The 16255-nt window shown below is 71.6% G+C and carries 13 protein-coding genes; 6 read left to right on the forward strand and 7 right to left on the reverse strand.

Features of this window, described 5'->3' with window-relative positions:
- Nucleotides 1-164 precede the first annotated feature (164 nt).
- The 3 genes from ACLQ2S_RS00910 to ACLQ2S_RS00920 all read right to left on the reverse strand — a co-directional run bounded on the left by ACLQ2S_RS00910 (nt 165) and on the right by ACLQ2S_RS00920 (nt 2192).
- Entirely contained in the window at nt 165-1532 is a 1368-nt protein-coding gene (locus ACLQ2S_RS00910; RefSeq protein ID WP_155214582.1) for a NarK family nitrate/nitrite MFS transporter, read from the reverse strand.
- A 119-nt stretch (nt 1533-1651) separates the two neighbouring features.
- Nucleotides 1652-1957, reverse strand: coding sequence for a type II toxin-antitoxin system PemK/MazF family toxin (locus ACLQ2S_RS00915; protein WP_309222500.1), 306 nt, complete (start codon nt 1955-1957; stop codon nt 1652-1654).
- On the reverse strand, nt 1935-2192 hold the full coding sequence (locus ACLQ2S_RS00920; RefSeq protein ID WP_155214581.1) for a hypothetical protein: 258 nt from the start codon (nt 2190-2192) through the stop codon (nt 1935-1937). Before ACLQ2S_RS00920 ends, ACLQ2S_RS00915 begins: the two co-directional genes overlap by 23 nt.
- A 265-nt stretch (nt 2193-2457) precedes the next feature.
- Between ACLQ2S_RS00920 and ACLQ2S_RS00925 the strand changes: the two genes are divergently transcribed.
- Genes ACLQ2S_RS00925 through ACLQ2S_RS00945 form a run of 5 tightly spaced genes read left to right on the forward strand, consistent with a single transcriptional unit; the run spans nt 2458 to nt 9977 of the window.
- Nucleotides 2458-4569, forward strand: a complete 2112-nt coding sequence (locus ACLQ2S_RS00925) for a molybdopterin oxidoreductase family protein (protein ID WP_155214580.1) — start codon at nt 2458-2460, stop codon at nt 4567-4569.
- A complete protein-coding gene (locus ACLQ2S_RS00930; protein ID WP_425700925.1) occupies nt 4566-6011 on the forward strand; it encodes an FAD-dependent oxidoreductase in 1446 nt (481 codons plus the stop codon). The genes ACLQ2S_RS00925 and ACLQ2S_RS00930 overlap by 4 nt, the downstream gene beginning before the upstream one ends.
- Nucleotides 6008-8545 carry a nitrite reductase large subunit NirB gene (gene nirB / locus ACLQ2S_RS00935; protein ID WP_155214578.1) on the forward strand — a complete coding sequence of 846 codons (2538 nt, stop codon included), beginning with the start codon at nt 6008-6010 and terminating at the stop codon, nt 8543-8545. Before ACLQ2S_RS00930 ends, nirB begins: the two co-directional genes overlap by 4 nt.
- The gene (gene nirD / locus ACLQ2S_RS00940; RefSeq protein WP_155214577.1) at nt 8542-8889 is read left to right on the forward strand and encodes a nitrite reductase small subunit NirD; all 348 of its coding nucleotides are present in this window, start codon (nt 8542-8544) and stop codon (nt 8887-8889) included. The genes nirB and nirD overlap by 4 nt, the downstream gene beginning before the upstream one ends.
- Nucleotides 8889-9977: a uroporphyrinogen-III synthase gene (locus tag ACLQ2S_RS00945; protein WP_155214576.1), complete on the forward strand. Its 1089-nt coding sequence runs from the start codon at nt 8889-8891 to the stop codon at nt 9975-9977. Before nirD ends, ACLQ2S_RS00945 begins: the two co-directional genes overlap by 1 nt.
- A 65-nt stretch (nt 9978-10042) precedes the next feature.
- On the opposite strand, the gene ACLQ2S_RS00950 is transcribed toward ACLQ2S_RS00945, so the two are convergent.
- From ACLQ2S_RS00950 to ACLQ2S_RS00965, 4 genes are read right to left on the reverse strand one after another with little or no spacing between them, the layout of a single operon-like run.
- Entirely contained in the window at nt 10043-10666 is a 624-nt protein-coding gene (locus ACLQ2S_RS00950) for a GTP-binding protein (RefSeq protein ID WP_309222499.1), read from the reverse strand.
- Nucleotides 10647-11009 carry a DUF742 domain-containing protein gene (locus ACLQ2S_RS00955; RefSeq protein WP_155214575.1) on the reverse strand — a complete coding sequence of 121 codons (363 nt, stop codon included), beginning with the start codon at nt 11007-11009 and terminating at the stop codon, nt 10647-10649. The genes ACLQ2S_RS00950 and ACLQ2S_RS00955 overlap by 20 nt, the downstream gene beginning before the upstream one ends.
- A 42-nt stretch (nt 11010-11051) precedes the next feature.
- On the reverse strand, nt 11052-11459 hold the full coding sequence (locus ACLQ2S_RS00960; protein ID WP_155214574.1) for a roadblock/LC7 domain-containing protein: 408 nt from the start codon (nt 11457-11459) through the stop codon (nt 11052-11054).
- Entirely contained in the window at nt 11456-14539 is a 3084-nt protein-coding gene (locus tag ACLQ2S_RS00965; protein ID WP_309222498.1) for a sensor histidine kinase, read from the reverse strand. The genes ACLQ2S_RS00960 and ACLQ2S_RS00965 overlap by 4 nt, the downstream gene beginning before the upstream one ends.
- A 443-nt stretch (nt 14540-14982) precedes the next feature.
- Between ACLQ2S_RS00965 and ACLQ2S_RS00970 the strand changes: the two genes are divergently transcribed.
- Complete coding sequence (locus ACLQ2S_RS00970) at nt 14983-16164, forward strand: ABC transporter substrate-binding protein (protein WP_155214573.1); 1182 nt, start codon at nt 14983-14985, stop codon at nt 16162-16164.
- The last annotated feature ends 91 nt before the right edge of the window (nt 16165-16255 follow it).

Raw genomic sequence — 16255 nt, forward strand, 5'->3', positions numbered from 1 at the left:
GTGACCAGGACATCCCAGCCGGACCAGCGCGCACGAACGACCAAGCGTACCTCAGGCGGCACGCCCACAGATGTCGTACAACAGCAGGCAACGATACCCGTAGCCCGGTCGGCCGGTCAAAACGGGGTCCAGCCGACGGGCGACGGAAGCCGACATGACGGTCGTCACACCCCCGCCCGAGCCATCCGGCTGCCCGGACGCAGGTACGCCACCCAGGTGACCACCAGCAGCACCAGGAAGAACCCGACGTAGAAGCGCAACGCCGGCTGGATGCCCCCGTAGGTCGACCGGGCCCAGGCGTAACAGATCGGCACCAGGAAACCACCGAAGGCACCGACCGCGGAGATGATGCCCAGGGCACCGGCGGCCTGTCGGCGCATCGCCAGCATCACCTCCGGCGCGCCACCCATTTCCTCGCCCTTGATCTGGAAGATCCTGCTGATCATCCGGTAGGTCGAACCGTTGCCGACGCCGGTGGCCACGAACAGCAGCAGGAACGCCACGAAGAACAGGGGCATGCTGCGTTGCTCGACCGACCAGAGCGCCCCCAGGGCCCCGACGGCCATCAGCACGAAGCTGGCCACCGTGACCTTGGCCCCGCCGATGACGTCGGACAGGCGTCCCCCGAACGGTCGGCAGAGCGAGCCCACCCCCGCCCCGAGGAACGCCCAGGCCAGCGCGACGTCCGGCCGCCCGAACACCGAGTTGAGCAGGGTGGGGAAGGCCGCCGAGTAGCCGATGAACGAACCGAAGGTGCCGATGTACAGCAGCGACATGATCCAGGTGTCGCGGTGTGACAGCGACGACCAGACCGGCCGTACGTCGGCCTTCGCCTCGACCAGGTTGTCCATGAACAGGTACGCGCAGACGGCGGCGATCACCGCCAGCGGGATGTACATCAGACCGGCCCGGGCCAGCGCGAGCCCGCCACCGAGCACGATCACCTGGGGCACCACGAACTGCACGACGGCCACCCCGATGTTGCCGCCGGCGGCGTTCAGACCCAGCGCCCACCCCTTCTCCCGCTCCGGATAGAAGAAGGAGATGTTGGCCATGCTGGAGGCGAAGTTGCCGCCGCCGAACCCGGCCGTGGCAGCGATCAGCAGCAGGGGCAGGAAGCCGATCTCCGGGTGCTCGACCGCCCAGGCCAGTCCGGCGGAGGGCACGATCAGCAGCAGTGCGGAGATGACGGTCCAGTTGCGCCCGCCGAAGACCGGCACGGCGAAGGTGTACGGCAGCCGCAGCAGCGCGCCCACCCCGCTGGGCACCGCGGTCAGCCAGAGCGCCTGGCTGGTGGTGAGTTGCCAACCGGCATCGCCGAGCCGGACGACGACGATGCTCCAGAGCAGCCACACCGAGAAGCCGATGTGCTCGGCGAAGATCGACCAGATGAGATTACGCCGTGCGACACCGCTGCCGACCCGCCGCCAGAAGGCGGGATCCTCCGGTGCCCAGTGCCCGATCCACCGCCCCGGTCGGCGGTCCAGGCTCTCCTCTTCGATTACCGTCGGCTGCGCGCTCGTGGTGGTCATGGCGCAGAAGCTAGGGAGCCGCCGTTACCGCGGCGTTCGCCGTTCGGGTCGGCCGGGCAACGGGAAGCGCACCACCAGTCGGCCGCGTTGGTGAGACGCGCGGTGTCGCGGCGGCGCGCTCAGAGCTGCTGGAGGATGCGCAACGCGCGGTCCACCCGCCGCATCGTCTCCGCGTCGGCGACGTCCACGCACTCGGTGAACCACTTCTTCATCGGCGAGGAGATCCGGTCGGGCATCACCACCTGATCCCCCATCGGCACCGCCAGCGGCGAGTCGCGCAGCAGTGCCGCCTCCACCACCTCGGCCACGATCACGATGGGCACCGCCGTGGAGTTGTAGACGTCGGAGCTGATCACCAGCCCGAGCCGCTCCCGGGCTCCTTCGATCCGCCAGACCTCGCCCCTACGCAGCACGCGGCGGACCACCGAAGAGCAGATCGTCGACCATGCCGACCTCCTGGGCGTCGGCCAGCGAGGCGGATTCCAGATCCAGCCCGGCACGCCCGACCGCAGCGGCGTGCGCGGCGAAGACCTCGCGCAGCGCCTTCTCCCGGGCCGCCTGGTCCATCCAGGCGGAGAGCGAGAGCCCTTCCCGCTTGGCGAATCGTCGGGCGTCCGCGATCGTCTCGTCAGCGAACGACAGAGTCACCTTAGCCGTCATACCGGAAGACTACCCGCTGGTATGACCGTTAGTCATCCCGGCGACCGGCGGAAGGCCCACTGCCGGGGCGTCGAGGGCAACGGCGCAGCGTAGGTCGCTGCCGCCGATCCTCGACATCGACGGTCCGAAATGGCCCGGACGACGCCTCGGTCGCCCTCGGCCACACCAGCCGGCCCGCAGCCAAGGTGCGGTGTGAGCGGCTCTTGACAGGGCCGAAACAAACGGGACGCGGACCGGAAACTGCCCAACGGCACGCTTTGCCGACATGACAGACGGTGCATGGCCGGCGACCCGAACGGGGCGAGAGCCCCGGGAAGTGGCCACCCACTGCCCGTACTGCGCCCTCCAGTGCGGCATGGTCCTGCGCGAGGAGGCCGACACGGTCAGCGTCCTGCCCCGCGACTTCCCCACCAACCGGGGCGGCCTGTGCCAGAAGGGCTGGACCTCGACGGACCTGCTCGGGCACCCGGAGCGGCTGACCAGTCCCCTGCTACGCGACCCGGCCAGCGGCGAGTTGCGCCCGGCCAGTTGGGACGCCGCGCTGGACCGGATCGCCACCGGGCTGCGCGATGTGCGGGAACGGCACGGCCGTGACGCGGTCGCCGTCTTCGGCGGCGGCGGGCTCACCAACGAGAAGGCGTACGCGCTGGGCCGGTTCGCGCGGGTGGTGCTGGGCACCCGGTTCATCGACTACAACGGGCGGTTCTGCATGTCCTCGGCGGCGGCCGCCGGGATGCGGGCCTTCGGTGTGGATCGAGGGCTGCCGTTCCCGCTGTCCGACCTGGGCCGGGCGGACACCCTGCTGCTGGTCGGCGCGAACCCGGCGGAGACCATGCCGCCGCTGATGCGCTGGCTGACCGAGCAACGGGAACGGGGCGGCAAGCTGATCGTGGTCGACCCACGGGTCACCGCCACCGCCCGGCAGGCCGACCTGCACCTGCAACCGCTGCCCGGCACCGATCTGGCGGTGGCCAGCGCGCTGCTGCACATCGCGCTGACCGAGGGGTACGTCGACGGCGACTACATCGCCACCCGTACCACCGGGTTCCCGGCGGTGCGACGCACCGTGGCGGGATGGTGGCCGGCGCGCGCCGAAGCGCTCTCCGGTGTGCCCGTGGCCGACCTGGAGGAGACCGCCCGAGCGCTCGGCACCGCCGAGCGGGCCATCATCCTCACCGCCCGGGGTGCGGAACAGCACGCCAAGGGCGTCGACACCGTCACCGGCTTCGTCAACCTCGCCCTCGCGCTCGGTCTACCCGGACGTCCCGGCTCCGGCTACGGCTGCCTGACCGGGCAGGGCAACGGGCAGGGTGGCCGGGAGCACGGGCAGAAGGCCGACCAACTCCCCGGATACCGCCGCATCGACGATCTTCAGGCGCGGGCCCACGTCGCCCGGGTCTGGGGGGTGTCTGCGGACGAGCTGCCCGGACCGGGAGTCCCGGCGTACCAGCTGCTGGACTCGCTGGGCACGGACCAGGGGCCACGGGCGCTGCTGGTGTTCGGCTCGAACCCGGTGGTCTCCGCGCCCCGCGCCGCCCGGGTCGAGGGTCGCCTGCGCGACCTGGACCTGCTGGTAGTCGCCGACTTCCTGCTCTCCGAAACGGCCGCGCTGGCCGACGTGGTGCTGCCGACCGCCCAGTGGGCCGAGGAGGACGGCACGATGACCAACCTGGAGGGGCGGGTGCTACGCCGCCGGGCGCTGCGTCCGCCGCCGCCGGACGTCCGCACCGACCTGGAGATCCTCACCGCCCTCTCGGCCCGTCTCCGGCCGTCGGTGCGGCAATCGCCCGACGACCCGCGTTCGGTCTTCGCCGAGCTGCGCCGCGCGTCGGCCGGCGGCATCGCCGACTACGCCGGGATCAGCTGGGAGCGGATCGACGCCACCGACGGTGTCTTCTGGCCGTGCCCCGACGGCGACGGACCCGACTCCCCCCGGATGTTCACCGACCGCTTCGCCACCGCCGACGGGCGGGCCCGGTTCCACCCGGTGGAGCACCGGCCGGCGGTCGAGGAGGTCTGCGCCGACTACCCGCTGCACTTCACCACCGGCCGGGTGCTGGCCCAGTACCAGTCCGGCACCCAGACCCGCCGGGTGGCCGCACTGCGCCGGGCCGCCCCCGAGGCGTTCGTGGAGCTGCATCCGGATCTCGCCGAGCGGCTGGGCGTCGCCGATGGCGTGCCGGTACGGGTGGCCTCGCGGCGCGGCGAGTTCCAGGCACCGGCCCGGCTGAGCCCGAACATCCGGCCGGACACCGTCTTCGCACCGTTCCACTGGGGTGGGCGGGCACGGGCCAACTCCGTCACGAACGACGCCGTCGACCCGATCTCCGGGATGCCGGAGTTCAAGATCTGCGCGGTACGGGTGGAGAAGGCATGACCGGGTACAGCGAACGGGTCGTGGTGGTCGGCAACGGGATGGCCGGCGCCCGGGTGGCGGCGGAACTGCACGCCCGTGGCGACGACCTGAAGGTCACCGTGCTCGGCGCGGAGCCCCACCCCGCGTACAACCGGATCATGCTGTCCACTCTGCTCACCGGCAAGATCGGCGAGGCGGACGTGGAACTGGCCGAGGTCGTCGGCCGGGGCGTCGACCTGCGTACCGGGGTGACGGTCAGCGCGATCGACCGGGCCACCGGTCAGGTACGCACCACCGACGGCGACCGGATCCGCTACGACCACCTGGTCCTCGCCACCGGCAGCCAGGCGGTGGTGCCCGCGCTGCCCGGGCTCGACCCGGGACGGCTCCCGGCACGGGTGGTCCCGTTCCGCACCCTGGACGACTGCCAGCGCATCCTCGCCCTCGCCGCCACCGCCCGGCGCGCCCTGGTGCTCGGCGGCGGGCTGCTCGGTCTGGAGGCGGCCCGAGGGTTGGCCCTGCGCGGGCTCGACGTCGGCGTGGTGCACCGGGTGCCGTACCTGATGGACCGTCAGCTCGACCCGACCGCCGGTGCCATCCTCGCCGGCACGTTGGCCGACCTCGGCGTCACCACCCACCTGGCGGTGGAGCCGACCGCGGTGCACGCCGACGCCGCCGGGGTGCGGCTGGACCTGGCCGACGGCCGGTCACTCGACGCCGACCTGCTGGTGCTGGCCTGCGGCGTACGCCCCGACACGGCCCTCGCCACGGCAGCCGGTCTGGCCGTGGATCGGGGGGTGCTGGTCGACGACCGGCTGCGCACCAGTGACCCGCGCATCTCCGCGATCGGCGACTGCGCCGAGCACGACGGCACACTGACCGGGCTGGTGGCGCCCGCCTGGGCGCAGGCGCGGGTGGTGGCCCAGGTGGTGACCGGGCAGGACCCACTGGCCCGGTTCCGGCCACGGCCGTCGGTCACCCGGCTCAAGGCATCCGGCATCGACCTCGCCGCGATGGGTGACCCGACCAGTGGCCCCGGCGAGGAGCTGACCTTCGCCGACCCGGCCCGGGGCACCTACGCCCGGCTGCGCATCCACGACGAACGGCTGGCCGCCGCGATCCTGCTCGGCGACAACCCCGCCGTGGGCACGGTGATCCAACTGTTCGACCGTGGACACCCGGTGCCCTCCGACCGGCGGGCCCTGCTGCTCGGTCGCGCGATCGGCGGGGCCGTCACGGCATCGGCCCCGTCACCGGCGCTGATGCCGGACGCGGCAGTGGTCTGCCAGTGCAACTCGGTGAGCAAGGGGGCCCTCGTGCGGTGTTGGCGGGACGGAGCCCGCACGGTCGACGCCGTGGTCGCGGGGACCCGGGCCGGTACCGGCTGCGGCGGATGCCGCGACGCGGTCGCCGGCATCGTCGACTGGTTGTCCAAGACGGATCCGGTGGAGGTGGGACGATGACCGGCGGCAATGTGGTCGTCATCGGCAACGGCATGGTCGGCCAGCGGTTCGTGGACGCGCTGCGCGCCCGCGACCCACAGCAGCGGTGGCGGGTCACCGTGCTCGCCGAGGAGAGCCGACCGGCGTACGACCGGGTGCGGCTCTCGGCGTACTTCGATGGTGCCGACGAGGAGGACCTCAACCTGCACACCCCGCACGACGGGGTGCGGTTGCGGCTCGGTGAGGCAGCCACCGGCGTCGACCGGAGCCGCCGGGTGGTGACCACGACCAGCGGCGAGTACCCGTACGACGTCCTGGTGTTCGCCACCGGGTCGTACCCGTTCGTGCCGCCGGTGCCGGGCACCGACCTGAGCGGCGTCTTCGTCTACCGGACCCTGGACGACCTCGCCGCCATCCGCCGGTACGCCAAGGACCGCCGCACCGGCGCGGTGATCGGTGGCGGGCTGCTCGGCCTGGAGGCGGCGAACGCGCTACGCCTGCTCGGGTTGACCACCAGCGTGGTCGAGTTCGCCCCCCGGCTGATGCCGGTGCAGGTGGACACCGCCGGTGGCGCGATGCTCCGCCGTTACGTCGAGGAACTCGACGTCACCTGCCACCTGGGGGTGGCCACCACCGCGCTGCGGCCCGGGGCGGACGGGGCCGTCGCCACCCTGGAACTCGCCGACGGCGCGCTGATCGAGGCCGACCTGGTGGTGGTGGCCGCCGGCATCCGGCCCCGCGACGAGTTGGCCCGGGCAGCCGGTCTCGACATCGGTCCACGCGGCGGTGTGCTGGTCGACGACGCCTGTCGGACCAGCGACGAGCGGATCTACGCGGTCGGCGAGTGCGCCGCCGTCGACGGCACCTGCTACGGCCTGGTCGCCCCCGGTTACGCCATGGCCGAGGTGGTGGCCGACCGGCTGGTCGGCGGTGCCGCCACCTTCCCGGGCGCGGACACCGCCACCAAACTCAAGCTGCTCGGTGTCGATGTCGCCTCGTTCGGCGACGCGCACGGCACGACCCCGGGCTGTCTGGACGTCACCTGGACCGATCCCGCCTGCCGGGTGTACGCCAAGCTGGTCCTCTCCGACGACGCGTCGACGCTGCTCGGCGGGGTGCTGGTCGGCGACGCCAGCGCGTACCCGACGTTGCGGGCCAGTGTCGGCGGGCCGCTGCCGGCCGCTCCGCTGGCGCTGCTGGCCGGTGACGACGCGGTGGGCGCCTCGGCCGGTGCCCTGCCCGCGACCGCCCAGGTCTGCTCCTGCAATGCGGTGACCCGGGCGGACATCGACTCGGCCATCGCGGACGGTTGTGCCGACGTGCCCGCCCTGAAGGCGTGCACCCGGGCCGGGACGAGTTGTGGTTCCTGCGTACCGATGCTGAAGCAGTTGCTCGACGCGGCCGGCGTCGTGCAGTCGAAGGCGCTCTGCGAGCACTTCGACGTCAGCCGGCAGGAACTGTTCGACATCGTCCGGGTACGCGGCATCAAGACGTTCTCCCGGCTGATCTCCGAGCACGGTCGGGGACGCGGCTGTGACATCTGCAAGCCGGTCGTCGCCTCGATCCTCGCCTCGCTCGGCAACGGGCACATCCTCGACGGCGAGCAGGCCTCGTTGCAGGACACCAACGACCACTTCCTGGCGAACCTGCAACGCGACGGAAGCTACTCGGTGGTGCCGAGGATCCCCGGCGGGGAGATCACCCCGGAGAAGCTGATCGTCATCGGTGAGGTGGCCCGCGACTTCAACCTCTACACGAAGATCACCGGCGGTCAACGGATCGACCTGTTCGGTGCCCGGGTCGACCAGTTGCCGCAGATCTGGCGTCGGCTGGTCGACGCCGGGTTCGAGTCCGGGCACGCGTACGGCAAGGCGCTGCGCACCGTGAAGTCCTGCGTCGGCTCCACCTGGTGCCGCTACGGGGTGCAGGACTCGGTCGGTCTGGCCGTGGCCCTGGAACTGCGCTACCGGGGGCTCCGCGCCCCACACAAGATCAAGTCGGCGGTCTCCGGCTGCGCCCGCGAGTGCGCCGAGGCCCGCAGCAAGGACTTCGGTGTGATCGCCACCGAAACCGGTTGGAACCTCTACGTCGGCGGCAACGGCGGCTTCCGGCCCCGGCACGCCGACCTGTTCGCGACCGACCTGTCCACCGAGGCGCTGATCACGCTGATCGACAGGTTCCTGATGTACTACATCCGCACCGCCGACCGGCTGCAACGCACCGCCGCCTGGATCGAGGCGATGGACGGCGGGCTGGACCACCTCCGGTCGGTGATCGTGGACGACTCGCTCGGCCTCTGCGCCGAACTCGACGCCGCGATGGCCCGGCACGTCGCGTCCTACTCGGACGAGTGGCGTGACGTACTGGCCGACGCGGACCGGCTACGCCGGTTCACCTCGTTCGTCAACGCGCCGGATGTTCCCGACCCGTCGATCACCTTCGTCACCGAACGCGGGCAGCCGGTACCCGTCGGCGGCCAGCAGGCCACCCCAGGCCGCCAACCCGTCACGCTCGGCCAGCCGGTCGCGCTCGGTCTGCCGGAGGTGCGTCGATGACGACCACGACGGCACTGGACTGGGTCACCGTCTGCCCGGTGGACCGCCTGGACCCGGACCGGGGCGTCGCCGCCCTCGTCGACGGCGTGCAGGTGGCGATCTTCCGCACCACCGACGGGCTGTACGCGATCGACAACCGCGACCCGGTCTCCGGGGCGTACGTGCTCTCCCGGGGCATCGTGGGCAGCCGGGGTGAGGTGCCGACGGTCGCGTCGCCGCTGCACAAGCAGGTTTACGACCTGCGCACGGGGGATTGTCTCGACCTGCCGGGCGTCTCGGTCGCCCGGCACCAGATCCGTTGTCACGACGGCATGGTCGAGGTGCGGCTGCGACAGGAGGGCTGATGCGCGAGGAACTGGCCGGCTTCACCATCGGGGTGACCGCCGACCGGCGGCGGGACGAACTCGCCGCGCTGCTCCAACGGCGCGGCGCCCGGGTGGTGCTCGCCCCCGCCCTGCGGATCGTGCCGCTCGCGGACGACACCGAACTGCGCGAAGCGACCCGCGCCTGTCTGGAACGCCCACCCGACATCCTGATGGCCAACACCGGCATCGGGATGCGTGGGTGGCTGGAGGCCGCCGAGGGTTGGGGGCTCGCCGAGCCGCTGCGCGGGGTGCTCGGCGACGCGTACGTGGTGGCCCGGGGGCCGAAGGCGCGCGGCGCGATAAGGGCAGCCGGCCTCTACGACCAGTGGTCCCCCGCCTCCGAGAGCTGCGACGAGGTGGTCGACCACCTGCGCCAGCGCGGCGTGTCCGGCCAGGTGATCGCCATGCAGCTGCACGGCGAACGGCAACCGGAGTGCACCCGTGCGCTGGAGGACGCCGGGGCCACGGTCATCGAGATCCCGGTCTACCGCTGGGCCCCACCGACCGACCCGGCACCGCTGCACCGGCTGGTCGACCTGGTGGCGGGGCGGCTGGTCGACGCGGTCACCTTCACCTCGGCACCGGCGGTGGAGGCGCTGCTGCGGGCCGCCGGGGACCGCACCGAAACGGTGCTGGACGCGCTGCGAACCGACGTGCTGGCCAGTTGCGTCGGCCAGGTCACCGCCGAGCCGCTGGTCCGACGCGGAGTGCCGGTGAGCGCGCCGAGTCGGGCCCGCCTCGGTGCGCTGGTCCGCACCATCGTCGACGAGCTGCCGCGACGTACCAAGACCATCAAGGTCGCCGGACACCTGCTGACCCTGCGCGGGCACGCGGCGGTCATCGACGGTGAGCTGCGCCCGTTGGCCCCGGCCCCGATGGCGGTGCTGCGGGCGCTGGCCCAGTCACCCGGGCGGGTGCTGTCGCGTACCGCCCTGTTGCGAACGCTGCCCCGTGGCGCCGACGAGCACGCCGTGGAGATGGCGGTGGCCCGGCTGCGGGCCGGACTGAAGGCACCACGAGTGGTGCAGACCGTGGTCAAGCGGGGCTACCGCCTGCAGGTCGACTGAGTCGACACCACCTGCCGGCCCGGTCGGCGGCCGGACCGGCAGGTGGCCTGCGAAGCTCCGGCGGCCTACCCGACCGGGGTCGGGAAGCCGCGATCGTGCTCGGCCTGGAGCCGCGCCATGGCGTGCTCGACAACCGTCATCAAGACCTGCTTGACCGACTCACGTCGCCGGGCGTCGGTCATCACCAACGGCACGTCCGGCGAGATGGCCAGCGCCTCGCGCACCTCGTCCAGCTCGTACTGGGGTGCCCCGTCGAACCGGTTGAGTGCGACCACGTACGGCAGGTTGCGGTTCTCGAAGTAGTCGAGCGGGGCGAACGCGTCGGTGATCCGGCGGGTGTCCACCAGCACCGCGGCACCCACCGCGCCTCGGATGATCTCGTCCCACATGAACCAGAACCGGGTCTGCCCAGGCGTGCCGAAGAGGTACAGGATCAGGTCCTGCGCCATGGTGATCCGGCCGAAGTCCATGGCGACCGTGGTGGTCTCCTTGCCCGGCACCTTGGACGGGTCGTCAATTCCGACTCCCGCCGAGGTCATCACCGCTTCGGTGGTCAGCGGTGTGATCTCGGAGATCGCACCGACCAGCGTGGTCTTGCCGACACCGAAGCCACCCGCGACGACGATCTTCGCGGAGATGATTCCCCGGCTCTGGCGGGCCCCGGCGGGGTCATAGCTCGCGAAGTCCACTCAGCACCCTTCCCAGCATTTCCATCCGCTCCTCGAAACCTGTGGCGGGAGCAGCCGTCTGTAGCGTCAACAGGCCCTCGGCCACCATGTCGGCGACCAGCACCCGGGCGACACCCAGCGGTAGCCGGGTGTACGCGGCGATCTCCGCAAGCGACTCGGGCCGGCCCTCGCAGACCATGGCGATGCGATGCTTGTCGTGCCCGGCGAAACGCGACTCGGCGATCTGGGTGGGACTGGCCACCAACACCGCTTCCAGCGCGATGTCCCGCAACGGCTCGGTCCGGCCCCGGGTGACCGCGTACGGGCGGACGAGCGCACCCCGTGGGTCACGCTGTCGATCCATCCGTGATCACCTCCTCTGCCTTCCGCCGGGCTGGCGCACTCGTTACGACCGCACCGCATCCCGGGGCAGCGGTACCAGCGCCGCGCCCACCCGTTCCACCAGCAATGCCATCTCGTAACCCACCTGGCCGACGTCGCAGCTGCGCGCCGCGAGCACCGCCATCGACGATCCGTCACTGATCGACATCAGGAACAGGTACCCACTGTCCATCTCGATCACTGTCTGCAACACCCCGCCGGCGCTGAACATCCGCGCGGCACCTTCGGTCAGGCTCACCACGCCGGAGGTGATCGCGGCGAGCTGGTCCGCCCGGTCCGGCGGCAGGTCCCGGGAGGAGGCGAGCAACAGCCCGTCCGCGGACACCGCCACCACGTGGGCGATGCCAGCCACGCTGTCGGCGAAGTTGCTGAGCAGCCAACCCATGTCCTGTATGGCCGCTGGCCTGTTCATCGGCTCGTCTCCTTGGTCGAGGTGCTGTTCTGACTCGCCCCGGCCGTCCGTCCACGCTGGACGCCCCGGTGGTACGCCGACAGCAGACCGCGTACCTCGTCGGGAGTCCGGCGGCCGTGCTCACGCGCGCGGGGCTCGATGCCACCGGGCACGAGCTGCGCCTGGGGCACCCGCTTCGGCAGCCCCGACCGGGTCGTCCCCGCGGGGGTGGGCTCGGCCGCCTGGCTGGCCCGTGACCAGCCCTCGTCGGCCGCGGTCCGCCAGGCGTCGTCCGCCGACTGGCCGCTCTCGGGCCGGGCGGACTGCGGTGGCGCGGACTGCGGTGCCGGCGAGGGCCGGGTCTGCGGCGCGCTCGGCGCCGGACCGGTCGTGCTGGCGGACGAGGAAGTGTACGACGGTGGCGGCGCGGGCGTCGCGGCGGCGGCCGCACCCGGCGTGCGGGTTGGCAACGGACTCCGTCCCCTGGTCGGCTCGACAGGAGGCACCGGTGGTGCGGCGGCCACCGGCGGCGGCTGCTCGTCGAACTGCGGCCGGCTGAAGATCGTGGTCGCGTCGTTGCCGTGCGACCGGAACCAGACCGCCTCCATCTCCCGGAAGATCGGCGCCTCGGAGGTCTGCTCCGGTGGAACGGTGATCGGACGCGTCATCGGCGGCGGGGTCGTGGCAGCCAGGCTGGCGCCCAGCCCACGGAACTCGGAGCCGTCACCACCGCCGGGCTGCTGCTGACCGGCGCTCGGCGCGAATCCGGTCGGCGCGTTGACGGCGGCACCCGCGACCGGTCCAGCCGGCAGTCCGGGCGGAGAGAAGTAGCTGTGCTCGGTGGCACCTCGGTTCGGGACCGGATCGAGCGTGGGTTGTGCGACCGTCGGCGTCCCCGCGTTGAACCCGCTGAAGGAGGGCGACGGCGTACGGGCCGGCGGCGGCGCGGCCGGAGCAGCCCCCGGGGTCGGCCAGGGTGTGCCGGGGGACGTGCCGTTGTGGAGTCGGTCGACCAGGGTCGCGGTGTTGCCGCGCCCGGCGGGCTCTCCGAGTCCGGCCGGCGCGGGCGGGGGCTGCTCGACCGCGAGCGGCTGCCGGGGCCGGGTGATCGCCTGGTCGCGACCGCGCAGGCTGGGCAGCACCACGGTGGCGGCGGGCAGAGTTACCTGCGCGACGGTGCCGCCCTCGACGTTGCGTCGCAGCTCGACCCGGATGCTGTAGCGGGCAGCCAGTCGGCTGACCACCGCGAGACCCATCAGGCGGAACGCCGACACGTCGACCGCGGACGGCGCGGCGAGCCGCCGGTTGAGGGAGTCCAACTGCTCGTCAGAGAGGCCGAGACCCCGGTCCTCGATCTGAATGAGCACGTAGTCACGGATCCGCCGCCCGTCGGCGACCACAGTGGTGTTGGGCGGCGAGAAGCGGGTGGCGTTGTCGAGTAGTTCGGCCACCAGTCGCACCACGTCGTTGACCGCGTGGGCCGCCACCGACACGTCGGTGTCGACCGTGCCGAACTCGATCCGGTTGTAGAGCTCCACCTCGGACTGCGCGGCCCGCAGCACGTCCACCAACAGGGCGTCGTCGCGGCGTGGCACGGCCGAGTCCGCCCCGGCCAGCACGAGCAGGTTCTCGTCGTTGCGGCGCATTCGGGTGGCGAGGTGGTCGAGTTCGAACAGCTGCGCGAGCCGCTTCGGGTCCTCCTCACCGCGCTCGATCGCGTCCAGCTCACCGATCATGCGGTCGACCAGGGTCTGACTACGCCGGGCCAGGTTCAGGAACATCGCCGAGACGCTGGTCCGCAGGGCCGCCTGCTCGGCCGCGACCCGGACCGCCTCCCGGTGCACGACGTTGAAGGCCGAGGCGACCTGACCCACCTCGTCGCGGTTGTCGAGCTGGATCGGATCGCGTACCTCGCGGACGATCTCGTCGACACTGCCGTCACTGACGTTGCCCATCCCCTGGAGGCGACGCACCGCCTCCGGCAGGTCGTGGTTCGCCACGGAGAGCGCGCCCTCCCGCAGCCGCCGCAGGGAGTGGTTCAGCGACCGGGCCAGGACCACGGCCAGGGTAACGGCGATGATCAGGGTGAGCAGTACCAGCGTCGTCTCGACGATGGCCTGCCGGATGACGTCCGAGCGAGCCTGCTCGGCCTGGTCGAGCAGGCGGTTCTGCAGCTCGATCTCGGCCCACCGCATCAGCTCGTTGACCGCGCCGATCGCCGAGGTCGCCTCCTGCGCGGTGAACGGCGCACGCTGGTTGACCGCCCGGCTGAGGTCGGTGGCGATCCGGTCGGCGAGCACCACCGCGTCACCGGAAACGGTGCTCTCGACCAGGGCACGCTGCACCGGGTCGGCGGCGAGCGAGAAGGACACCAACGCCTCCTGCTGCCCGGTGAGGGTGGCGACGAAGGTGGAGAACTGCTCGTTGTCCAGCCGGCCACCGCTGAGGGCCGTGAAGACGACCGCTTCCTCCTCCGCGACGGCCGCCTTGGCGCGGGCGAAGGCGGCGACCGCCCGGCGGGTGTCACCGAGTGCCTCGTCGCCGGGCAGCTGGGCCAACCCGTCGCCGTAGCCGACCAGGTCGTTGAGGATCACGCCGTAGCGCAACGCCGCCTCGGCGACCTCCATCTGCTCGCGGGCGAGCACCTCCTGCCGGGTGCCGTCGAGGGTGTCCAGGTGAGCGTCGATAGCCGCGAGTCGGTCGCGGACGGCAGCGGGGGCGTCACCGATGCGGGCCCGCTCCGCGCGGTATTCGTCGATGCGCTGCTGGGTCTGACGGACCCGCAGGTTGTACGCGTCGGCCCGCTGCTGCGGTGCGGCGAGGTAGGCCGCCGCCGCCATCCGTTCGGCGTGCAGGTCGTTCGTCAGCGCGGAGACGTCGGTGGACAGCGCGGTGAGCGCGCGGGCCTGAGTCGCGTCGTAGGCGCCCTCGACGACGGAGACCAGCCGGACCGTGGCCAGCGCGATGACCGCCGCCACCGGAACCACCAGGATCAACGCCAGCTTGGACCGGATCCGGGCATCGCGCAGCCGGGGCAGCCGAGCGCCGCTCTTCTGCGCGGCGTCAGCACGGGCGGGCAGGGTCGTCGGTCCGGTGCTCACGACATCGCCTCCGTCGTTCTCTTCCCGCCACAACCGCCGACCCGTGTGTCGAGCGACGGCCGGCGCCATGCGCGGCACGGCCGCGATTTCATCAGACGAGATCGTGTTTGGGAAGCCGCAGGCGGGCAGGAAACGGTCGGACGGCATGCATCACGTGATCCGGTCAACTAATACCTACATTTCCACAGCGCCCCTGAACAGGGGATGTAACTCCAGCGTGGTCAAGCGTGTCTGCACAGTGAGCATTTGAAAACATTTGGTTACGCCAACATGTGGGATCGGCGTCCCGAAACGTCTTCGCTGACCCGCTTGACCGCAGCGCCCGGCATTGGCAAGGTTTTGCAGGCTTCGCGCACACGGTACGGCAGAGCCGTCCCATTATCCACAGAGGACGGCTGAGTCACCGGTCAGCGGGGCCCCCGTGCCGCATCAGGAGGACAGAGTTGAGCCCCTTCCGCTCCGCGACCGCCACGGCGCTCGTGTCGACCCTGCTCGTCACCACTCTCGCCGGCTGTCAGTTCGGCGGAGACGAGCAGGACACGAGCCCGATCGTGATCGCCGCCGACCTGGAACTCTCCGGCGCCGCGGCCGGGGTCGGCAAGGCGTACCGGCAGGCTCTGGAACTGAAGGTCGAGCAGTTGAACGCCTCCGGCGCACTCAACGGCCGGAAGGTCGAACTTTTGCTGAAGGACAACCGGTCCGACGCGAGTGAGTCACTGCGCAACATCGTCGACTTCAGCAACGATAAGCGAGTCACTGCCATCGTCATGGGTGGATGTAACGAATGTGCGGTCGGCGCGGTCCGTACGGTCAATGAGAACCAGATCCCGACCATCGCACTCGCCGCGGCCGGCGCCGTGGTGAACCCGGTCGCGGAACGCCGCTACATGTTCAAGCTGGCCCCCAACGCCGAGGACAACGCTGCCGCCCTCACCGTCGAGCTACGCCGCCGCAACATCGAGACGGTCGGGCTGCTGCGCAGCAACGACGCCTACGGCCAGGAGGGTGCCAAGGCCTTGCGCCGGGAGTTCGACAAGGTCGGCATCCGGGTGCGGACCGAGGCGTCCGTCCGTGGCACCGACACGGAACTGGACGGACCGGCCGGCCGGGTGGCTGCGGCCGACCCGGACGCCGTGGTCATCTGGACCCCGCCGGAGCAGGCGATGCTCGCGTCCAGCGCGGTCAAGCGGTCCAACTACACCGGTCCGCTGTTCCTCGACGCCGCCGCCGCCGGTGACCTCTTCCTCGGCCCAGCCGCCCGGGCCGCCGAGCGGGCGACCCTGGTCTTCACCCAGACGATGGTGATCGACGACATCATCGCGACCACCCCCGCCAAGGCCGCGCGCCGTCAGTGGTTCCAGGACTACACGGCCCGATACGGCGGCTACCACGGCTCCTCGTCGTTCGCCGCGGACGCGATCCAGCTCATCGCCGACTCGGAGCTGCGGGCCGGCGGCCCCGCTGGCGAGGTCGACCGCAAGCGCCTGCGCGACGTGCTGGAGACGTCCCAGATGGACGGCCTGTCCGGTCCGATCCGGATGACGCCGGACAACCACTCCGGGCTGATGCCGCAGGCGCTGACCACCCTGGTCGCCCGCAACGGCCGGTGGCGGCTGTCCAGCTGATCGGTCCGTCACCGGGTCTGCCCGGTTGCGGTGGAAGTGGTCGCACCGCAACCGGCGGAGGGATCAAGCCTGACCGCCCGGAGCCGGTTGC

The organism is Micromonospora sp. DT48, from assembly GCF_049844495.1.
Lineage (GTDB): Bacteria > Actinomycetota > Actinomycetes > Mycobacteriales > Micromonosporaceae > Micromonospora.

What these genes read in the sequence shown, in the direction of transcription:
- ACLQ2S_RS00910 (WP_155214582.1), bottom strand. Translation starts at nt 1,532, where the DNA reads ATGACCACCACGAGCGCGCAGCCGACGGTAATCGAAGAGGAGAGCCTG.
- nirD (WP_155214577.1), top strand. Translation starts at nt 8,542, where the DNA reads ATGACGACCACGACGGCACTGGACTGGGTCACCGTCTGCCCGGTGGAC.
- ACLQ2S_RS00960 (WP_155214574.1), bottom strand. Translation starts at nt 11,459, where the DNA reads ATGAACAGGCCAGCGGCCATACAGGACATGGGTTGGCTGCTCAGCAAC.
- ACLQ2S_RS00945 (WP_155214576.1), top strand. Translation starts at nt 8,889, where the DNA reads ATGCGCGAGGAACTGGCCGGCTTCACCATCGGGGTGACCGCCGACCGG.
- nirB (WP_155214578.1), top strand. Translation starts at nt 6,008, where the DNA reads ATGACCGGCGGCAATGTGGTCGTCATCGGCAACGGCATGGTCGGCCAG.
- ACLQ2S_RS00925 (WP_155214580.1), top strand. Translation starts at nt 2,458, where the DNA reads ATGACAGACGGTGCATGGCCGGCGACCCGAACGGGGCGAGAGCCCCGG.
- ACLQ2S_RS00955 (WP_155214575.1), bottom strand. Translation starts at nt 11,009, where the DNA reads ATGGATCGACAGCGTGACCCACGGGGTGCGCTCGTCCGCCCGTACGCG.
- ACLQ2S_RS00930 (WP_425700925.1), top strand. Translation starts at nt 4,566, where the DNA reads ATGACCGGGTACAGCGAACGGGTCGTGGTGGTCGGCAACGGGATGGCC.
- ACLQ2S_RS00920 (WP_155214581.1), bottom strand. Translation starts at nt 2,192, where the DNA reads ATGACGGCTAAGGTGACTCTGTCGTTCGCTGACGAGACGATCGCGGAC.